The 18364-nt window shown below is 72.9% G+C and carries 17 protein-coding genes and 1 pseudogene; 4 read left to right on the forward strand and 14 right to left on the reverse strand.

What is annotated here, in order from left to right; all coding sequences use genetic code 11:
- Positions 1 to 11: 11 nt before the first annotated feature.
- From ACZ7HQ_RS11920 to ACZ7HQ_RS11935, 4 genes are read right to left on the reverse strand one after another with little or no spacing between them, the layout of a single operon-like run.
- A complete protein-coding gene (locus ACZ7HQ_RS11920) occupies positions 12 to 1196 on the reverse strand; it encodes an XdhC family protein (protein ID WP_470987492.1) in 1185 nt (394 codons plus the stop codon).
- The gene (locus ACZ7HQ_RS11925; RefSeq protein ID WP_470987493.1) at positions 1189 to 3327 is read right to left on the reverse strand and encodes a xanthine dehydrogenase family protein molybdopterin-binding subunit; all 2139 of its coding nucleotides are present in this window, start codon (positions 3325 to 3327) and stop codon (positions 1189 to 1191) included. Before ACZ7HQ_RS11925 ends, ACZ7HQ_RS11920 begins: the two co-directional genes overlap by 8 nt.
- A complete protein-coding gene (locus tag ACZ7HQ_RS11930) occupies positions 3324 to 4316 on the reverse strand; it encodes an FAD binding domain-containing protein (RefSeq protein ID WP_470987494.1) in 993 nt (330 codons plus the stop codon). The genes ACZ7HQ_RS11925 and ACZ7HQ_RS11930 overlap by 4 nt, the downstream gene beginning before the upstream one ends.
- The gene (locus tag ACZ7HQ_RS11935) at positions 4313 to 4894 is read right to left on the reverse strand and encodes a (2Fe-2S)-binding protein (protein WP_470987495.1); all 582 of its coding nucleotides are present in this window, start codon (positions 4892 to 4894) and stop codon (positions 4313 to 4315) included. Before ACZ7HQ_RS11935 ends, ACZ7HQ_RS11930 begins: the two co-directional genes overlap by 4 nt.
- 242 nt (positions 4895 to 5136) lie before the next feature.
- On the opposite strand from ACZ7HQ_RS11935, the gene ACZ7HQ_RS11940 reads away from it, so the two are divergent.
- Complete coding sequence (locus tag ACZ7HQ_RS11940) at positions 5137 to 5721, forward strand: TetR/AcrR family transcriptional regulator (protein WP_470987497.1); 585 nt, start codon at positions 5137 to 5139, stop codon at positions 5719 to 5721.
- Between the two features lie 285 nt (positions 5722 to 6006).
- Here the strand turns inward: ACZ7HQ_RS11940 and ACZ7HQ_RS11945 are convergent, their stop codons facing one another.
- From ACZ7HQ_RS11945 to proP, 5 genes are all read right to left on the reverse strand, one after another.
- Positions 6007 to 6219 carry a hypothetical protein gene (locus ACZ7HQ_RS11945; protein WP_470987499.1) on the reverse strand — a complete coding sequence of 71 codons (213 nt, stop codon included), beginning with the start codon at positions 6217 to 6219 and terminating at the stop codon, positions 6007 to 6009.
- Positions 6219 to 6623 carry a hypothetical protein gene (locus ACZ7HQ_RS11950; RefSeq protein WP_470987501.1) on the reverse strand — a complete coding sequence of 135 codons (405 nt, stop codon included), beginning with the start codon at positions 6621 to 6623 and terminating at the stop codon, positions 6219 to 6221. The genes ACZ7HQ_RS11945 and ACZ7HQ_RS11950 overlap by 1 nt, the downstream gene beginning before the upstream one ends.
- A gap of 57 nt (positions 6624 to 6680) precedes the next feature.
- Positions 6681 to 8144 (reverse strand): ATP-binding protein, encoded by a 1464-nt coding sequence (locus ACZ7HQ_RS11955; protein WP_470987503.1) that lies wholly within the window; start codon positions 8142 to 8144, stop codon positions 6681 to 6683.
- Positions 8141 to 8845 carry a response regulator transcription factor gene (locus ACZ7HQ_RS11960; RefSeq protein WP_470987505.1) on the reverse strand — a complete coding sequence of 235 codons (705 nt, stop codon included), beginning with the start codon at positions 8843 to 8845 and terminating at the stop codon, positions 8141 to 8143. The genes ACZ7HQ_RS11955 and ACZ7HQ_RS11960 overlap by 4 nt, the downstream gene beginning before the upstream one ends.
- 212 nt (positions 8846 to 9057) lie before the next feature.
- Positions 9058 to 10554, reverse strand: coding sequence for a glycine betaine/L-proline transporter ProP (gene proP / locus ACZ7HQ_RS11965; protein WP_470987507.1), 1497 nt, complete (start codon positions 10552 to 10554; stop codon positions 9058 to 9060).
- A 166-nt stretch (positions 10555 to 10720) separates the two neighbouring features.
- On the opposite strand from proP, the gene ACZ7HQ_RS11970 reads away from it, so the two are divergent.
- Positions 10721 to 12232 (forward strand): MFS transporter, encoded by a 1512-nt coding sequence (locus tag ACZ7HQ_RS11970; RefSeq protein WP_470987509.1) that lies wholly within the window; start codon positions 10721 to 10723, stop codon positions 12230 to 12232.
- A gap of 21 nt (positions 12233 to 12253) precedes the next feature.
- Here the strand turns inward: ACZ7HQ_RS11970 and ACZ7HQ_RS11975 are convergent.
- From ACZ7HQ_RS11975 to ACZ7HQ_RS11990, 4 genes and pseudogenes are all read right to left on the reverse strand, one after another.
- Positions 12254 to 13004, reverse strand: a pseudogene (locus ACZ7HQ_RS11975) (flavodoxin domain-containing protein); the annotation flags it as partial.
- 168 nt (positions 13005 to 13172) lie between these two features.
- Positions 13173 to 13721 (reverse strand): lamin tail domain-containing protein, encoded by a 549-nt coding sequence (locus tag ACZ7HQ_RS11980; protein ID WP_470987511.1) that lies wholly within the window; start codon positions 13719 to 13721, stop codon positions 13173 to 13175.
- Positions 13722 to 13906: 185 nt separating this feature from the next.
- Positions 13907 to 14761 carry an isocitrate lyase/PEP mutase family protein gene (locus ACZ7HQ_RS11985; RefSeq protein ID WP_470987513.1) on the reverse strand — a complete coding sequence of 285 codons (855 nt, stop codon included), beginning with the start codon at positions 14759 to 14761 and terminating at the stop codon, positions 13907 to 13909.
- A 40-nt stretch (positions 14762 to 14801) separates the two neighbouring features.
- On the reverse strand, positions 14802 to 16154 hold the full coding sequence (locus ACZ7HQ_RS11990) for a bifunctional transcriptional activator/DNA repair enzyme AdaA (RefSeq protein ID WP_470987515.1): 1353 nt from the start codon (positions 16152 to 16154) through the stop codon (positions 14802 to 14804).
- A 115-nt stretch (positions 16155 to 16269) separates the two neighbouring features.
- Here ACZ7HQ_RS11990 and cpt point away from each other — a divergent pair, with 115 nt between their 5' ends.
- Positions 16270 to 16803, forward strand: a complete 534-nt coding sequence (cpt, locus tag ACZ7HQ_RS11995) for a chloramphenicol phosphotransferase CPT (protein WP_470987516.1) — start codon at positions 16270 to 16272, stop codon at positions 16801 to 16803.
- 103 nt (positions 16804 to 16906) lie between these two features.
- Here cpt and ACZ7HQ_RS12000 read toward each other — a convergent pair whose 3' ends face one another.
- Positions 16907 to 17542 carry a DUF1345 domain-containing protein gene (locus ACZ7HQ_RS12000; protein WP_470987517.1) on the reverse strand — a complete coding sequence of 212 codons (636 nt, stop codon included), beginning with the start codon at positions 17540 to 17542 and terminating at the stop codon, positions 16907 to 16909.
- Between the two features lie 27 nt (positions 17543 to 17569).
- On the opposite strand from ACZ7HQ_RS12000, the gene ACZ7HQ_RS12005 reads away from it, so the two are divergent.
- The gene (locus tag ACZ7HQ_RS12005; protein ID WP_470987519.1) at positions 17570 to 18364 is read left to right on the forward strand and encodes a PIG-L deacetylase family protein; all 795 of its coding nucleotides are present in this window, start codon (positions 17570 to 17572) and stop codon (positions 18362 to 18364) included.

The raw sequence follows: 18364 nt of genomic DNA on the forward strand, positions 1-18364 counted from the left end.
GGTCCTGCCCTTCAGGACAGCATTAATTCATCGCTCGGTGAATAGTGTACTCCCGCGCGGTGGATCGGCGTCCCGGAATCGGTCAGCGGAACGCCCGTGCCGCCCCGCCGGGCGGCGACGATCTCCGCGACGATCGACACGGCGGTCTCCTCCGGGGTACGGGCGCCCAGATCGAGGCCGATCGGCGAGCGCAGCCGGGCCAGTTCCCGTTCGGTCACGTCTTCCGCCCGCAGGCGCCGGTTGCGGTCCTCATGGGTGCGGCGCGAGCCCAGCGCGCCCACGAACGCGGCGGGCCGGCGCAGGGCCTCCTTCAGCAGCGGCACGTCGAACTTCGCGTCGTGGGTGAGCACGCACAGGACCGTACGGGCGTCGGTGCCGGTGCGCCGCAGGTAGCGGTGCGGCCAGTCGACCACGACCTCGTCGGCGTCGGGGAAGCGGGCCCGGGTGGCGAAGACGGGCCGGGCGTCGCACACGGTCACGTGGTAGCCGAGGAACTTGCCCGCCCGCGCAAGCGCCGCCGCGAAGTCGATGGCGCCGAAGACGACCATGCGCGGCGGCGGCACGTGCGACTCGACCAGCAGGGTGAGACCGCCGGGGCGGTCGGAGCCGCCCCCGGACTCCGCCCGGGGCAGCCCCCAAGTCGCTTCGCTCGCCGGGACGTCCACCGTGCCGGTGCGGCCTGCCTCCAGCAGGGCCAGGGCCTGGGCCGCCACCGTCCGGTCCAGGTCCGGACGGCCGCCTAGGCCGCCCTCGCAGGTGCCGTCGGGCCGGACCAGCAGGGCGCGGCCGAGGAGTTCGGCCGGACCGCGGGCGACCCGGGCGAGGGCCGCCGCATCGCCGCGCGCGGCGGCCGACAGCGCTGACGCCAGGACCGTCCCGGACCGTCCGGCCACGGGCGTGATCAGCACGTCGATCGTCCCGCCACAGGTCAGCCCCACGGCGAAGGCGTCCTCGTCGCTGTAACCGAACCGTTCGAGCACGCTCTGTCCGGTCCTGAGCGACTCCAGGCACAGGTCGTACACCGCCCCCTCGACGCAGCCGCCGGAGACCGAGCCGATGACGGTGCCCGCGCGGTCGACGGCGAGCGCCGCGCCGGGACCGCGTGGCGCACTGCCGCCGACGGCGACCACGGTGGCCACGGCGAACTCCCGGCCCTCCTCCATCCAGTGGTGCAGTTCGTCGGCGAGGTCAAGCATCCGGCGCCCCCGCGGCGACCGACAGCACGCGGTCGGGGCGGATGGGCAGGCTGCGGTGGCGTACGCCGGTCGCGTGCCAGACCGCGTTGGCGACGGCGGCCGCGGCGCCGACGATGCCGATCTCACCGATGCCCTTGATCCCCACCGGGTCGTTCGGGTCCGTGTCGTCGATCCACTCGGCCTCGATGTGCGGTACGTCGGCGTGCGTCGCCACGTGGTAGCCCGCGAGGTCGGCGCCGACATGACCGCCCGAGGCGCGGTCCCGTACGGCCTCCTCGTGCAGGGCCATGGAGATGCCCCAGATCATCCCGCCCCGGAGCTGGTTGCGGGCGGTGAGCGGGTTGACGATCCGGCCCGCCGCGAAGACACCGAGCATGCGCCGCACCCGCACCTCACCGGTGGCCGTGTCCACGGCGACCTCGGCGAACTGCGCCCCGAACGAGTGCCGTTCGGCCGGGGCGAGGGCACCGATGGCCGCGGAGGTGTCGGACCGAACCGTGACGCCCTCGGCCGGGATCTCGGCACCGAGGGCCAGCCGCTCGCGCAGTTCGCGGGCCGCGGCCGTGACGGCCCAGGACCAGGAGCGGGTGCCCATGGAACCGCCCGCGATCATCGCCGGGCCGAAGTCGCTGTCGCCGATGCGCACCCGGACACGCTCCGGCGGCACCTGGAGCGCGTCCGCGGCCACCAGGGTGAGTGCGGTACGGGCCCCGGTGCCGATGTCGGCCGCGGAGATCCGGACGGTGAAGGTGCCGTCCGGGTGCGCGGTCGCCGACGCGGTGGACGGTGCGGCACCAGCGGGGAAGGAGGCCGCCGCCGTGCCCGTGCCGAGCAGCCAGCGGCCGTCCCGGCGCAGCCCGGGGCGCGGGTCCCGGTCGGCCCAGCCGAACCGCTGGGCGCCCTCCCGGAAGCAGACGGCGAGATTGCGGCCGGCGAAGGGCAGGCCGGACACCGGGCCCTTGTCGGGTTCGTTGCGCAGGCGCAGCTCGATCGGGTCGATCCCGCACCGCTCGGCGAGTTCGTCGAGCGCCGCCTCCAGCGCGAACGACCCCGGTGCCTCGCCCGGCGCGCGCATCCATGTCGGGGTCGGCACGTCGAGTGGTACGACGAGGTTGGCGGTGTGGTGGGCGTCGGCGTCGTACATCACCCGGGCCACCCCGGCGCTCGGTTCGACGAACTCGTGCACCGTCGAGGTGAGGCCGACCGAACGGTGCTCCAGGGCGCGCAGCCGGCCGTCGGCGTCGGCACCGAGCCTGACGCGCTGGGCGGTGGGGCTGCGGTATCCGGTCAGCGAGAACATCTGACGGCGGGTCAGGACGACGCGCACCGGTCGTTGCAGCACGGTCGCGGCCATCACGGCGGCCACCTGGTGGGCGCGGGGACCCTTGCTGCCGAAGCCGCCGCCGACGTGTTCGGAGCGTACCCGCACCGAGGCGGGGTCCAGCGAGAAGAGGTTCGCGAGTTCGCCTACGACCCAGGTGGCACCCTGGTTGGAGTCGATCACCTCGAGCCGGCCGCCGTCCCAGCGCGCGGTCGCCGCGTGCGGCTCCATCGGGTTGTGGTGCTCTTCGGGCGTGGTGTACTCGGCGTCCAGGACGACGGCCGAGGCGGCCAGTTCGGCGTCGAGGTCGCCCTTCTGGGTCACCGCGGGCATATGGCCGTCCACCGGACGGGCGTCCGGGTGCTCGCCCGTGAAGTCGATGTCGTGGGGCTCCTGTTCGTAGTGCACCACGAGAGCCTCGGCGGCCTCCCTGGCCTGCTCGGACGTCTCGGCCACGACCAGGGCCACCGGCCAGCCGAGATGGGGCACGCGGTCGTGCTGGAAGACCGCGCAGGTGGGGTCCGGACGCGTGCCCATCAGGCCGGTGTAGTCGGTGTCGACGCGCGGGGCGTTGCGGTGGTCCAGGACGGCCAGGACCCCGGGCATGGCGAGGACGGGCTCGGTGTCGAGGGCACGGACACGGCCACGGGCGACCCTGGACAGCACCAGCCAGCCGTACGCGAGGTCGGCGAAGGGCACCTCTCCCGCGTAGCGCGCCGCTCCGGTGACCTTGTCCCGGCCCTCCACGCGCGTGTGGGCGGTGCCGACGGCGGGCGCGTGGGTGTGGGTTCCGGTCGTGACGGTGGTCATCGCGCACCCTCCTCGGCGAGTTCGGACAGGACGGCCACCACGAGGTTGCGCATGAGGTCCACCTTGTATCCGTTGTGCGGCAGCGGCCGGGCCGCCGCCAGCTCGGCGTCCGCCGCGGCGGCGTAGGTGCGGGCATCGGCCGTCGCACCGGTCAGCACACGTTCGGCGGCCACGGCCCGCCACGGACGCGAGGCGACGGCGCCGAAGGCCAGGCGTGCGTCGCGGACCACACCGTCACGGACGTCGAGCGCGGCGGCGACCGAGCCGATGGCGAACGCGTACGAGGCGCGCTCGCGCACCTTGCGGTAGCGGGAGGTGGCGGCGACCGGGGCGGGCGGCAGGGTGACACCGGTGATCAGCGCGCCCGGCGGCAGGGCGGTCTCGAGGTGCGGGGTCCCACCGACCGGCAGGTAGAACTCGGCCAGCGGCAACTCCCCCGGGCCGTCCGCCGTTTCGAAGTGGACGACGGCGTCGCAGGCGGTCAGGGCCACGGCCATGTCCGAGGGGTGTACGGCGACGCAGTGACCGGACGCGCCCAGGATCGCGTGGTTGTGGTGCTCGCCCTCGATGGCGGGACAACCGCTGCCGGGGGCACGCTTGTTGCACGCCTTGGTGACGTCGGCGAAGTAGCCGCAGCGGGTGCGCTGCAGCAGGTTCCCGCCGACCGTGGCCATGTTGCGCAGTTGCCCGGACGCGCCGGCCAGCACCGCCTGCGCGAGCGCCGGGTAACGGCGCCGGACCTCGGGGTGGGCGGCCAGGTCGCCGTTGGTGACGGTGGCACCGATGCGCAGACCGCCCTGTGACGTCGGCTCGATGTCGTCGAGCGGGAGTTCGCGGATGTCGATGAGCCGGGTGGGGCGCTCGACGCCGGTCTTCATGAGGTCGACGAGGTTGGTGCCGCCGCCGAGGAAGCGGGTGTCCGGATCGGCGCCGAGCAGCGCCACGGCGCCGGCGACGTCCGACGCCCGCTGATAGTCGAACTCCCTCATGCCACGGCCTCCTTCGGGGCCGCGACCGTGCCGGTGCGCTCCGCACCGCTCGCCGCTTCGGCCGCGCGGGCCACCGCCTCGACGATGGAGACGTACGCGCCGCAGCGGCACAGGTTTCCGCTCATCCGCTCCCGGATCTCGCCGGCCGTCAGGGGTGGTGGTCCCGCTTCGGGGCGGACGTCCTCGGTGACGGCACTGGGCCAGCCCGCCGCGTGTTCCTCGATCATCCCGATCGCCGAACAGATCTGTCCGGGCGTGCAGTAACCGCACTGGAAGCCGTCCAGATCGAGGAAGGCCTGCTGCACGGGGTGCAGGGTCTCACCGTCGGCCACGCCTTCGATGGTGGTGATCTCACGGCCCTCGGCCGCCACGGCCAGCTGCAGACAGGCGACCGCCCGGCGTCCGTCCAACAGGACCGTACAGGCACCGCATTGTCCCTGGTCACAGCCCTTCTTCGTGCCGGTCAGATCGAGGCGCTCGCGCAGGGCGTCGAGCAGGGTGGTGCGGTGATCGACGGGCAGTGCGTACTTCTCGCCGTTGATCTTCAAGGTGATGACACTGGACGTCGATGAGGCCATGAGCTGCTTCTTTCGCGTTTCCAGGACGGTCAGGACGGTTCGGGTACCGGGCCGGGTGGGGGGTGTGGGCGGCGAAGCGAACGCGGGGGTGCCGGGGCGGCGCAGTGGGCGGCGACTGCCGTGGGGCGGCGTCCGCGGCTATGGTGGACATAAGCGGACAGCTGTCCGATACCTGGAAAACGTACCGGACAGCTGTCCGCTTAGCAAGGGCGAGGTTCGGCCAAGCCCCCCGAGGAGGACGAGTGCCGCAGGAGAAGGAATCGCCCCGGCGCTCGGACGCACAGCGCAACCGCGAGCGCATCCTGGAAGTGGCGATCACCGAACTGTCGCGCTGCGCGGACGCCCCGCTCAGTGCGATCGCCAAGAAGGCCGGTGTCGGACAGGGCACCTTCTACCGGAACTTCCCCAACCGGGAATCGCTCGTCCTGGAGATCTACCGCCACGAGATGCAGCAGGTCGCCGAAGCCGCGGCCCACCTGCTCCGGACCCGGGCGCCCGAGGAGGCCCTGCGTGCCTGGATGGACCGGCTGTCCGAGTTCGCCATGACCAAGGCCGGGCTGGCCGAGGCGATCCGGCAGGCCACCAGTGCACCGGGAGGCCCCGGCAAGCCGTCCCCCACGCCGGTGGCGGCCGCGGCGGAACTCCTGCTCCGCGCCAACGAGGAAGCCGGCACCATCAGGCCCGGGGTCACCGCCGACGACTTCCTCCTCGCCATCGCGGGCCTCTGGCAACTCGACCCGCACGACGACTGGCGCTCACGCGCCACCCGCCTCCTCGACCTGGTCATGGACGGCCTGCGCGCGGGGGCGCACGGCACGCAGGCGTAGCCCTGCCGGGGCGGACGGCGCTCTGTGGGGGCCTGCGGGGCACCTACGGCTGACGTGCAGGCACAGCCGACGGCCGCCCCGCGCGGCCACCGCCGAGCGGCCCTACCCGCTGGGCACTTCCGCACATGCCGACACTCGCAGATCACCACGCCTGCTGGTCACCGCCCCCGCAGGTCCCCACCCCGGCAGCGCTCTGCGGTCCCCGCGTCGGTCAGCGCCCGGATCGCCCCGCGCGAGGCAGTGCCTGGTACTCCCCGCGCGAGGCAGTGCCCGGTGCTTCCCGTGTCAGCGGTCGGCGGTGCTCGAGGCGTCTCGGTCGGCGGCGGCGGCCGCCGACTCGGCGTCGTTCACCTTTTTCTGCATCTGCGCCAGTTGCGAGGGCGCGGTGTCGGGCGTGGCCTTCCCCGAGGCGCTGTCGTGGTGGGCGCAGCCCGTGCCGAGCACCAGCACCAGTGCGGTGGCCGCCGTCAGGGTCAGGGCCCGGCGCCGGGCCCGCATCAGCTCGCCGCCTTCCCGTTGCCGTCCGCCGCACACCACGTCTTGACGGTCGCCAGATCCTTCTGACGCTGCTCCAGGTTGGTCCGCAGCGACTTGCGGAAGTCCAGCCGGTCCTGGAGGAAGCCGGCGATCTCGGTGTGGCCCGCCTTCTTCGCGTTGTCGACCCGCTTCTGCAGCCGCGCCACCGACCCGCGCGTTCCCGCTCCGGCGTCGAGCCGCTTCAGGGCCCGTTCGATCCGGTGGTCGATCTTCGGCACCCGCTTGCACAGGGCGCGAGCCCCGTCACCGGCCGGCTTCGCGGCGGGCGTGCTGTCGGCCGCGGAAGCCGCCCCCGCCGTGCCCGCCAGGACAGCCGTCACGGCGAGCCCCGTGAGCAGCGTGCGCGTCCGTCGTCGTACGTCCATCTGCCTCTCCGTTCCCTTCCGGCGGACGGCCAGGTCGTCCGTCCGTCGCGAGGGAGGCTAGGGAACGTCTTTGGGGAAACTCTGTGACCGGTTTGCCCCGGCTGTGCCGATGAGCCAGTCCCGCCGGGCCGGCAGCCCGCCGCCACTTGAGGGCAGTCGTACGGCGAAGCGGGCGCCGACGCCGCCGGGTCCGTCCGTCACGGTGACACTCCCCCGGTGCAGCGCCGCCTGCTGGGCGACGAGGGTCAGCCCGAGCCCGGAGCCCGCGCTGTCCGGGCCCCGCTGGAACCGCTCGAAGACCCGGTCCCGGGCGTCGGGCGGCACGCCGGGCCCGTGGTCGTCCACGGTGACCACGACCCGGCCCGCGGTCGCACTCGCGCCCACCCTGACCCACGGCCGCCCCGTCGCGTCCCGCCCGTGTGCCAGGGCGTTGCCGAGCAGGTTGTCCAGCAGCAGCCTGAGTCCCGGCTCCCAGGCGTGCACCGTGAGCCCGGGAGCGGCGTCCAGGGTGATCTCGGCGTCCGGGACCCGGCGGCGGGCCTCGGCTACGGCCGCGTCCGCCACTTCGGCGAGGTCGACCGGGCGGAACGCCTCCGCCTCCACCAGATCCCCGCGGCCCAGCTCGCGCAGCATCACCAACAGACCGAACAGCCGGGCGTGTTCGCGCCGCAGGTCGGCGAGGATCTCGGCGCGGTCGGGTGCGGGCAGACCCGGGTGGTCGGCGAGGATGTCGAGGTTGGTGCCCATGCTCATCAGCGGGGTCCGCAGTTCGTGCGCGGCGGCGGCGGAGAACGACCGGGCGGTGTCCAGGGCATCGGCGGTGCGGGCGGCCTGTTCGTCGTAGCGGGCCAGGACGGTCCGCAGGGTGGCCGCCAGCTCGTCCACCTCGGTCACGCCGGTGCGCCGGTCGGCCGGGCGGGCGCTGCTGGTGCGTGGGTCGAGACCGGCGGTGCGGCGGGTGAGGCGACGCAGCGGGGTGCTCGCGCCGGTGGCCAGCCCCCAGGCGAGCAGACCGGACAGGGGCGCGGCGAGGAGCGCGGTGCGGAGCACGCGGCGCCGCACCAGCCGGAGTTGGGTGCGGTCGGCAGTGTCGGTCGAGAAGACCCACAGGGTGCCGGCGCCGGTGGTGCCCCGGACGGGCCGGGCCAGGGCCCGCCAGCTGCGGGCTCCGTCGCGGACGGTGACCGGGCCGGTTGTCCGTGGCGGGAGGGCCACGCTGGGGCCGGGCTGCGGGCCGCCGCTGAAGTCGGCGCCCGGTCCGACGACGCGTACGCCGACGTCGAGGGCCGCGCTGAACAGCTTGCGTTCCCTGGTGTCGGCGGCCCTGGGCCGGCCGTTCTCCGAGGCCCGCAGCAGCGACCGGGCGTCCGGGGCGATGGCGGCGGCCCGCTGCCGCAGATGCTGGTCCTCGGCGCGGTGCAGGTCACGTGCGACCAGGTGCAGGAGTAGCCAGCCGGAGGCCAGGACCAGCAGCGGGACGGTGCAGCCGACGGCGATGCCGATGCGGGTCGAGAGTCTCACGGTGTGTCCCGGGCCTGCCTGAGCACGAAGCCGACTCCGCGCACGGTGTGGATCAGCCGGGCGCCTCCGTCCGCCTCGAGCTTGCGCCGCAGATAGCTGACGAAGGTGTCGACGGCGTCGGTGCGCACGTCGAAGTCGTAGCCCCACACGCGTTCCAGGAGCTGGTCGCGGGTCATGACGAGCCCCGTGTTGCGGGCCAGCACCTCGAGGAGCTCGAACTCTCGACGGGTCAGGTCCAGCGGGCGGCCGTCCCGCTCGGCGGTGCGCGCCGCCGGATCGACGACCAGGCCCGCCACCCGCAGCACCGTCCGGTCGGCGGGCGGCCTGCGGCGCAGCAGCGCGTGCAGCCGGAGCACCAGTTCCTGCAGGGCGAACGGCTTGACCAGGTAGTCGTCGCCGCCCGCCTGGAGTCCGGCGATACGGTCGGCGGTCTCGTCGAGGGCGGAGAGCATCAGCACCGGCAGGTCCCGGCCCGAGTCGCGCAGCCGGGTGCACACCTCGATGCCGCTCATGCCGGGCATCGACACGTCGAGCACGACGACGTCCGGCGGCGCCTGCTCGACCACGGCGAGCGCTCCGGGTCCGTCGGCCGCGGTCCGCACCTCGAAGCCGTTCAGCCGCAGGCCCCGTTCGAGCGACCGCCGGATCGCCGCGTCGTCGTCGACCACCAGTACCGCACCGGGGCAGGTGTCGTCCCTCATGCGCCCTCCCTCATCGCGCGGTCAGGGTACGTCCTGTCTCAGCCGCCTCGTGTCGGCTCCCGTTCTGCTCGCCGCGACGCGGGCCGGCCTCGTCGAGCACCTGGCCCGCGACAGGGGACTGCCCCGCGAGGAGCTGCGGGGACGGCTGACGGAGTTCACCGCGGGGTTCCTCGGCACCGGTGCGGTGCCGAGGAACGGCCGGCCGGGACTGATCAGAACCTGGGCTCGGGGAACTGGACCTGGACGAGTTCGGCCGCCTCCTCCTCCGTCTCGACGGAGGGCGGGGAGCCGGCCAGCGGCCGGTTGGCGGTTTCCCTCATGCACAGGACGGCGACGACGCCGACCACCGCGGCGGCCGTGGCGTAGTAGGCCGGCATGAGGTTGGTGTCGAAGGCGCTGATCAGAGCGGTGATCACCAGCGGAGTCGTGCCGCCGAAGACCGATGTGGAGAGGTTGTAGGCGACCGAGAGGGAGCCGTAGCGGATGTGGGTGGGGAAGATCGCCGGGAGCGCCGCCGACATCGTGCCGAGCATCGCCACCAGGGAGAGCCCCATCAGCAGCAGCCCGAGGGTGATGAGGAGGACGTCGCCCTGCCGGACGAGCAGGAAGGACGGCACGGACAGGAGCAGGAACCCGAGCATGCCCGTCATCAGCAGCGGCTTGCGGCCGTACCGGTCCGACAGCCGTCCGACCTGGTTGATGACGCACATCTGGACGACCATCACGACGAGCAGGATCAGCAGCCCGTGGTCGGTCCCGTAGCCCAGTTCGTCGGACAGGTACGTCGGCATGTACGACAGCAGCATGTAGTCGGTGATGTTGTACGCCGCGACCAGCGCGAGACACAGCAGCAGCGGCCGCCAGTGGCGGGTGAAAATCTCGCCGAGGTCGGCGGCGGCCGACGTCTCCACCGTGTCGGCGGCCTCACTCGCCTTGACGGGACCGCCCTCCAGCTTCTGGAAGGCGGGCGTCTCGTCCAGTTTGAGCCGCAGGTAGAGGCCGATGAGGCCGAGCGGTGCCGCGACCAGGAAGGGGATGCGCCAGCCCCAGTGCAGCATCTGGTCCTCACCGAGGACGCTGCTCAGGGTGACGACCAGGCCGGAGGCTGCGACATACCCCGCGAGCGTGCCGATCTCCAGGAAGCTGCCGAAGAAGCCGCGCCGCTTGTCGGGGGCGTACTCCGCGATGAAGGTCGACGCACCTCCGTACTCCCCACCGGTCGAGAATCCCTGCACCAGCCGGAAGAGGATCAACAGGGCCGGGGCCCAGAGACCGATGGCCGTGTGCGAGGGGATGAGGCCGATGGCGAACGTGCCCACCGCCATCATGATCATGGTGATGGACAGGATGGCCTTGCGGCCGACCTTGTCGCCGAGCGGCCCGAAGACCATGCCGCCGACGGGACGCACCAGGAAGGCCACCGCGAAGGTCGCGAACGAGCTGAGCAGCTGGGCGGTGTCGTTCCCCGAAGGGAAGAAGACCTTGCCGATGGTCGAGGCGAGATAGCTGTAGATGCCGAAGTCGTACCACTCCATCGCGTTGCCGAGCGCGGCGGCCCTGGTGGCGCGTTTGACCGCCGCCTCGTCGGTCACGGTGATGTCGCTGCGGCGCAGCTTCGGGTGGCGTCGCTTCTCGATCGCGCGGAACAGCACCCGGTGGCGCCTGACCGCAGCGGGGTCCACCGACTCGTCCTGGTCGGTCGCCGCCATGACGGTGTTTCCTTTCGCCGGTCGTGTTCTGCACGCCTGCACAGTTCTCGCCCGCTCAAACGTGCGGCAGCCGTCCGGGAGGTGTGGTCACGCCGCGGTGCGGGAACTTGGTTCGCCCGGGTGCGGTCCTGGTGAGCCGGGTGCCGGCCCGGGGAGAGGAGCCCCGGTGACAGCGTCAGCCGAGAGCGGCCGGAACACGGGCGCCCCCCAGGACGGGTACGAGCCGGATCCGCACCGGTGGCGTGCCCTGTGGGTCACCCTGGTGGCCGGCTTCATGAGCCTGCTGGACGTGACGATCGTGGCGGTCGCCCTGCCCACCGTCCAACGGGACCTGCACGCCTCCCCTGCCCAGGTCCAGTGGGTGGTCTCCGGTTACGCCCCGGCCTTCGCCCTCGCCCTCGTCACCGCCGGCCGTCTCGGCGACGCCCTGGACCGGCGCCGTATCTTCCTGCTGGCCCTCAGCGGCTTCGTGGTCTTCAGCGCGGCGTGCGGAGCGGCCCCCGACATCACCGTGCTGGTGATGGCCCGCCTCGCCCAGGGGCTGGCGGCGGGTTTCATGGCACCCCAGAACTCCGCGCTGATCCAGCAGATGTTCCGCGGCGCGGAACGCGGCCGCGCCTTCGGTCTCTTCGGCACCACGGTGGGTATCTCGTCCGCCGTCGGACCCCTCACCGGCGGTCTCGTCCTCGCCCTCGCCTCCGGCGACCAGGGCTGGCGGTGGATCTTCTACGTCAACGTGCCCATCGGCATCCTCGCCGTGCTGCTCGGCCGCCGTCTGCTGCCCCGCACCCGGCGTTCCGGGCGGGGCCACGTGGATCTGCCCGGCGTGCTGCTCCTCGGCCTCGGCGTGCTCGCGCTGATGTACCCGCTGGTCCAGGCTGACTCCGGCGGCATCGGCAGCCTCTGGTGGCTGTTCCTCGCGGGCGGCGCGGTGCTCGCCGGGTTCACCCGGTGGCAGCGCCGGCTCGTCGCCCGTGGCACCCAGCCGCTGCTCGACCCGCGCCTGTTCACCACTGTGCGTGGCTATGCCGTCGGAGCCGGTGTGGGCACGCTGTACTTCATCGGCTTCAGCGGCGTCTGGCTGGTCTTCGCCCTCTTCTACCAGCACGGTCTCGGCTTCTCCCCGCTCCGGTCCGGTCTGGCGGTGACCCCGTTCGCCCTCGGCACGGCGAGCGCGGCCGTCGTCGCCGGCCGGCTGGTGGACAGGTTCGGCCGCCTGCTCACCGTGTGCGGTCTGGCGGGCGTGATCCTGGGCCTCGGCGGAACCGCGCTGCTGCTCCGCTTCGCCCCGCTCGGTATCGCTCCCTGGGTGGCCGCCCCGGTGCTGTTCCTGGGGGGCGTCGGGGGCGGCTTCGTGGTCTCCCCCAACATCACCATGACCCTGCGGGACGTGCCCGTGCGCATGGCGGGGGCCGCGGGCGGCGCCCTGCAGACCGGACAGCGGCTCGGCGCCGCGGTGGGGACCGCCGCTCTGCCCGCCCTCTTCTACCTGGTGCTGGGCAGAACCGACGACTACCGGGGCACCCTCGCCGCCGCGCTGGCTGCCGCCCTCGTCGGCATGGGGGCGTCACTGGCTCTGGCGGCATTCGACTGGCACCGCGACCGGCGGACACGCCCACGGCACCGGAAGTGCCCCGACGAAGTCGCCCACGACCCGGTACACGCCCGGCAGACCTGACTCCGCGGTGGTACGGCCAAGTCAGTACGCGTCACGCACTGCCGCTTGTCGGCGGCGAGTTGCTTGACGTAGGCCGCCGCCTCCGGCTCGTCCAGGCCGCCGTGCATCACGGCGATGTCCCGCAGGGCCCGGTCGACGTCCTTGGCCATGCGGGTGGCGTCGCCGCAGACGTAGAAGTGGGCGCCGTCCTGGAGCCAGGACCACAGCAGGGAACCGTGTTCGCGCATCCGGTCCTGGACGTAGACCTTGGCGCGCTGGTCGCGGGAGAAGGCGGTGTCCAGGCGGGTGAGCGTGCCCCGGACAGGAACGCGGTCAGTTCCTCCTCGTGGTAGAAGTCCGTCGCGCGGTGCTGTTCGCCGAAGAACAGCCAGTTCGGCGCGCGGTGGCCGCGGGCCCGGCGCTCCGCAAGGAAGCCGATGAAGGGCGCGACGCCCGTGCCCGGGCCCACCATCACCGCCGGTGTGGCCGGGTCGGCGGGCGGGCGGAAGTGCGGTGCCCGCTGGACGCGGACCGGCACCGGCGTGTCCGGTTCGGCGTCGGCGAGGAACGGGGAGCACACGCGCTGGCGGGCGCGGCCGGCCGGCTTCTCGTAGCGGACGACGGAGACCGTCAGCGACACGAGGTGCGGGTCGGTGAGAGGGCTCGAGGATATCGAGTACAGGCGGGGTTGCAGGCGGCCCAGCACGTCCGCCCATTCCTGTGCCCCGGCCCGGATAGCGAACTCGGCGACGACGTCGACGGCCTGCCGTCTCCAGGACCACTGCGCCAGTTCGCAGCCCACCCCGCAGTACGAGCAGACCGTCCGCACCTTCGTCGTGTCCTCGCCCCGCGAGTCCGGCGCGGCCGGGTGTGAGCTCGGGCCCCGCACGCGGGGAACGAGTCAGCCCCGGCCGGCGAGGACGCCGTCCGGGGCCGGACCCGTACGCTGTCGAAAGAGGCGTCAGCGACGGGTGCCGCGGCCGTGGAGGCCGTGGTCGCCGTGCAGGCCGTGGTGGCCGTCGATGTGGTGCCGGCGGGCGCCGGCACCACCTTCGTGACCCCAGGAGACGACGTCGACGACGCGGCCGCGCGCGTCGCGCAGGATCGCGGTGTCGGTGTTGACGTCCCAGACGCGTGTGCGGCGGTCCTGGTAGAGGTCGGTCTTGGTGTCCTTGCCTGCACCGGTGTGCACGCGGACCGTGGCCCGGCCCTCGAGCCGCACGTGATGGAAGGTGTAGGTGTGGCCGTCCCGGTCGGACAGGGTCCAGTTGTCCAGGTTCATGGCTCGGCGGGAGCCGTTCGTGAGGTCGACCCACTGCTCGTTCAGGGAGCGGTGGGAACGGCCGTTCCCGTCCAGCCGGTCGTGCCGCACGCCGCTGATGAACACCATGGCGTGCGGACGGCCGGGCCGGTGACCGGCAGCCGCTGCCGGGAGCGTCACGGCACCCACCAGGGCGGCGGCGGTGGCGACGACGGCGGTCGTACGGCGGACGGAAGAAGAAACGGACACGAGGTCCTCCTTCACGAGGTTTGCGCACAGGCGGCGGCCGGTCGGCCGCACGCCCACACCCTGCAACCTCTGCCCGCTTGTGTACGGGAAGCGCGCATGGCATTACGAATACAGCAGGAATCCTTAACTTTCACATGCGATGCCGTTGATGTCCCGGATGCCGAGGGATGACGGAGGGTCAGGCGTCACCGCACCGGGCGTTCGGTGGTGACGGCGTCGTTGACGGTGCCGAAGTCGGCCGCGCCCGTCATGGCGTCGTAGGTCCCCGCGCCCAGCAGTTCGGCGGCCGCACGCTGGATGATGCCGTACGCGGTCTGAGCGAGCGCCGTGCCCACGCTGACGCGGCGGACGCCGACCGCCTCGAACGCCGGCACCGGCGGCGCGCCCGGACCGGCCATGACGTTGACCGGCAGCGGGCTGCGCCGGACCAGTTCGGCCACCGTGTCCAGGTCGACGAGGCCGGGCACGAACAGGCTGTCGGCGCCCGCTGCGGCGTAGGCCTTCGCTCTGGTCAGCACGTTCTCCACGCGGCCCTGCGGAGCGCCGATGCCGAACAGGAACACGTCCGTGCGCGCGTTGATCCACAGGCCGGGCAGCCCCGTCTCCGCGGCGGTGGAACGGGCCGCGCGCAGCCGTGCGGCCTGAGCGGGCACGTCGTAGAGCGGCCCGCCCGGCGCCTGCGAGTCCTCGAGGTTGACACCGACGGCGCCGGCCGCGATCACCTCGCGAACGGTGGCGGCGACGTCGTCGGCGCCGGGCCCGTAGCCGCCTTCGATGTCGGCGCTCACCGGCACGTCGACCGCTTCGGCGATCCGCCGTACGGCCGCGGTCATCTCCCCCCGCGTCAGGCCGTGGCCGTCGGGCCGGCCGGCCGACCAGGCGACACCTCCACTGGTCGTGGCGATCGCCCGGGCGCCCGCCCGCGCGATGAGCGCCGCGCTCGCGGCGTCCCACGCGTTGGGCAGCACCAGCGCACGCCCGTCGGAGGGTGTGTGCAGCGCGCGCAGGGCGTCGGCCAGTTCTCGCCGGGCAGTTCGCATGTTCGATCCCTTCGGTACGGATGACGGTCGAGCAGAGGGGTCAGGCCGTCGCCGTGGCGAGTTCCGCCACGGCCAGGTGGGTGGCGGCGAGGGCGCGCCAGGGGCGCCATCCGGCCGCGTCCGCGGTGTGGGCAGCGGCGCGGTCCACGGCCGGGAAGGCGTCGTCGTAGCCCAGTCGCAGCGCGATGCGGTGTGCGGTGTCCTCGGTGACGCCGGGCACGGTTCCCACGGCGCGCACGAAGTCCGCCAGGGGCGAGCCCCCGTCGAACAACGTGTCGTCCTGTGCGGCGGCGCGGGCCAGGGCACCGAGCGTGTCCGCCGTCTCCCGCGGCAGTCCGGCGCCCTTCAGGTCGGTCGCGGCCACGGTCTCGGCGGACGGGAAGAGGTGGGTCAGGCCGTGGCCGAGCCCGGGAACCGGCTGTCCGGCGGCCGCGACCAGAGCGGCCATCCGCTGCCGCGCCCCCGGCCGTTCGGCGTACTGGCCGAGTACGGCGTCCACAGCGATCTCGAAAGCTCCCCAGGCGCCGGGCACCCGCAGCCCCGGCCGGGCCGCGATGAGCGGGCCGAGCAGCGGATCACCGGCGAGGGCGGCCTGTGCCGGGGCGATGTGGGCGTCCACGCCGAAGATCCGGCCGACGCGTTCGACGACGTGGATCAGCCCTTCCCAGAACGGCAGATGGGCTCGCAGCAGCAGATGGTCCTCGCCGCCGGCACGCACCTCCAGCAGCCCGGCCTCGCCGTCCAGGCTGATCGTGCGCCGGTACACGCCCTCGCGCACCGACTCCACGCCCGGTACGGCCCGTTCGGCCAGGAAGGCCAGGAGTGCCGGCCAGTGCAGCGGCGGGGCGAACGGCAACCGCATCTCGAGTCCGCCGTCCGCCACGAGCCGGTCCGCCCGCCGGCGCCGGCCGCGCAGTTCCACCGGCGAGGCCCGGAACACCAGCCGCATGTCCCGGTTGAACTGCCGTACGCTGCCGAATCCGGACGCGAACGCCACATCGGCCACCGGCAGGTCCGTGTCGTCCAGCAGGCGGCGGGCGAAGTGCGCGCGGCGCGAGCGGGCGAGCTGGTCCGGGGTCACCCCGAGGTGCTGGGTGAACAGCCGCCGCAGGTGCCGGGGTGACACGGCGAGCCGGGCGCCGAGCGCGGCCTCGGTACCCGCGTCCAGCGCTCCCGCGATGATCAACTGCACGGCCCTGCAGAGCAGTTCGGGGACGTCCGCGGCGATCGGCCCGGCCACCCGGTACGGCCGGCACCGCAGACACGCCCGGAAGCCGTTCGCCTCCGCCGCCGCCGGGAGCTCGAACGTGCGCACATTCTCCGCCAGCGGCTTCGACCCGCAGCCCGGCCGGCAGTAGATACCGGTGGTGACCACGGCCGAGTAAGTCGTCATGTCCCTGTTCTAGGCGATCAGCCGGTCCCGGTGCTGGCCAGATTCGGACATGACCGTGGGCGTCAACGGGAGAAATGTGTGGGGGGCGGTGCCCGGGTGCCTCTACGGTGGCGCGGTGACGACTCAGGTGATCGTGGTCAACGGTGGTTCCAGCTCGGGGAAGTCCGCGATCGTGCGGTGCCTGCAGGCGGTCCTGCCGGACGCGTGGCTGGCTCTCGGGACGGACACGCTGGTCGAGGCGATGCCGCCGTCCCTGCGGACTTCGGACGGCGGGATCGGGTTCGCCGCCGACGGAGAGGTGACCGTCGGCCCGGAGTTCCGGACCATGGAAGCGGCATGGATCGAGGGGGTCGCCGCGATGGCCCGTGCGGGCGCCCGGGTCATCGTCGACGAGGTCTTCCTCGGTGGGGCCTCCTCACAGCAGCGATGGCAGAAAGCCCTGGCTGACCTGCAGGTGCTGTGGGTCGGCGTCAGGTGTGACGCCGCCGTGGCAGCGGGCCGTGAGGTCGCGCGCGGCGATCGGACCGTCGGCATGGCCGCGTCCCAGGCGGAACTGGTCCACCAGGGCGTGGCCTATGACCTGGAAGTGGACACGACGGTCGCGGAGTCGATGGAGTGCGCACGGACCATCGCCCGACAGGTCGGATGAAGCTCGCCCGCGCTGCCGGGCGCCCGTATACGCTCCGGCACGCGTTCCTGGACTTCGGCTCCGTACGCCGGTGACCACCGCGTCCGGGCGTTACTCGGCCGGATCAGCTGGTGACCATGCCCGCGACCAGGTTGAGGGTGGTGGCCAGGATGCCGGTGCTGAAGACGTACGACAACAGCGTGTGCCGTAGCACCATCGCCCGGATCAGCGGGCTGGAGACGGCGGTGTCGGAGACCTGGTAGGTCATGCCGAGGTTGTAGCTGAAGTAGAGGAAGTCCCGGTAGGCGGGCGGCTGCTGGGAGTTGAAGTCGATGCCGCCGGCGGACACGTCGTAGTAGAGGTGGGCGTAGCGGGTGGCGTACATCAGATGCAGCGACGCCCACGCGAGGAACACACCGGCGAGCGCGGTCAGTGCAGCGGCATCGCCGGTCCTGGAACCGTTCAGGAGGAGCAACAGCACGATGCCGACCAGCCCGCACAGTGAGGTGGCCACCACCACCAGTTCTTCGAGGAGGGGACGCAGGTCCTCGCGCAGGGCGTTGTGGTGGGTCGTCTCGGCGTCCATCGGCCAGAGCACCAGCCAGCCCGCCACGACGAAGAAGGCTTCCGTCGACGCGGTCCCGGCGAGGATCCCCAGTGGGGGACTCGTCGCCAGGGCCACGGTCGCACCGACCGCCGCTCCGACGACCACGGCGCAGGCCAGTCTGGGGACCGCCGGCAGCGGCATCCTCATGTTCATGCGACAGAACGGTAGTGGAGTCCGCTCATGACAACCGTGTCGGCCTTTCACGCTCACCCGGACGACGAGGTGCTCCTCACGGGTGGCACGCTCGCGCGGGCCGCGGCCGAGGGGCACCGCGTGGTGATCGTGGTCGCCACGGACGGCCTCATGGAGGCCGCGCCGGACGGCGGACCGCCACGCCTGGCCGAACTCCGCGCCGACGCTGCCGCGTTGGGAGCGCAGCGCGTGGTGCATCTGGGGTACGCGAACAGCGGCCACGGCGCGATCCTCTGCCCGGATCCGCCGGACCGGGCACGCTTCGCGCGGGCGGACACGGAGGAAGCGGCCGAACGGCTGGCCGCCGTCCTGCGCGAGGAAGACGTGGGCGTGCTCCTCAGCTACGACGCGCGCGGCGGATACGGCCACCGCGACCACGTCAAGGTGCACGAGGTCGGCAGGCGTGCCGCCGAGCTCACCGGGGTGCCCCGCGTGCTGGAGGCGACCATGCCGCGTGATGTGGTGGCGCGCCTGGTGAGGCTGGTGCGGGTGCTGAGGATCCCCGTGCGGTTCGACCCGGACGCGGTGCGTACCTCCTACACCCCGCGCGAGGCCATCACCCACTCCGTCGATGTCCGGCGCTTCGCCGCGCGGAAACGGGCGGCTCTGGCCGCCCACCGGTCCCAGGTGTCGGGCACGGGCCGGCTTGCTCCCGTGATGAGGGTGCTGGTTCGTCTCCCGTTGCCTGTCGTCGGTCGGCTGCTCGGCCGTGAGTGGTTCGTCGAGGTCCGCGCGGCATCCGGGTGCGATGCCGTCGCGGGCCTCTTCCAACCCGTTCCGTAG

Source organism: Streptomyces sp. NPDC037290 (genome assembly GCF_055603245.1).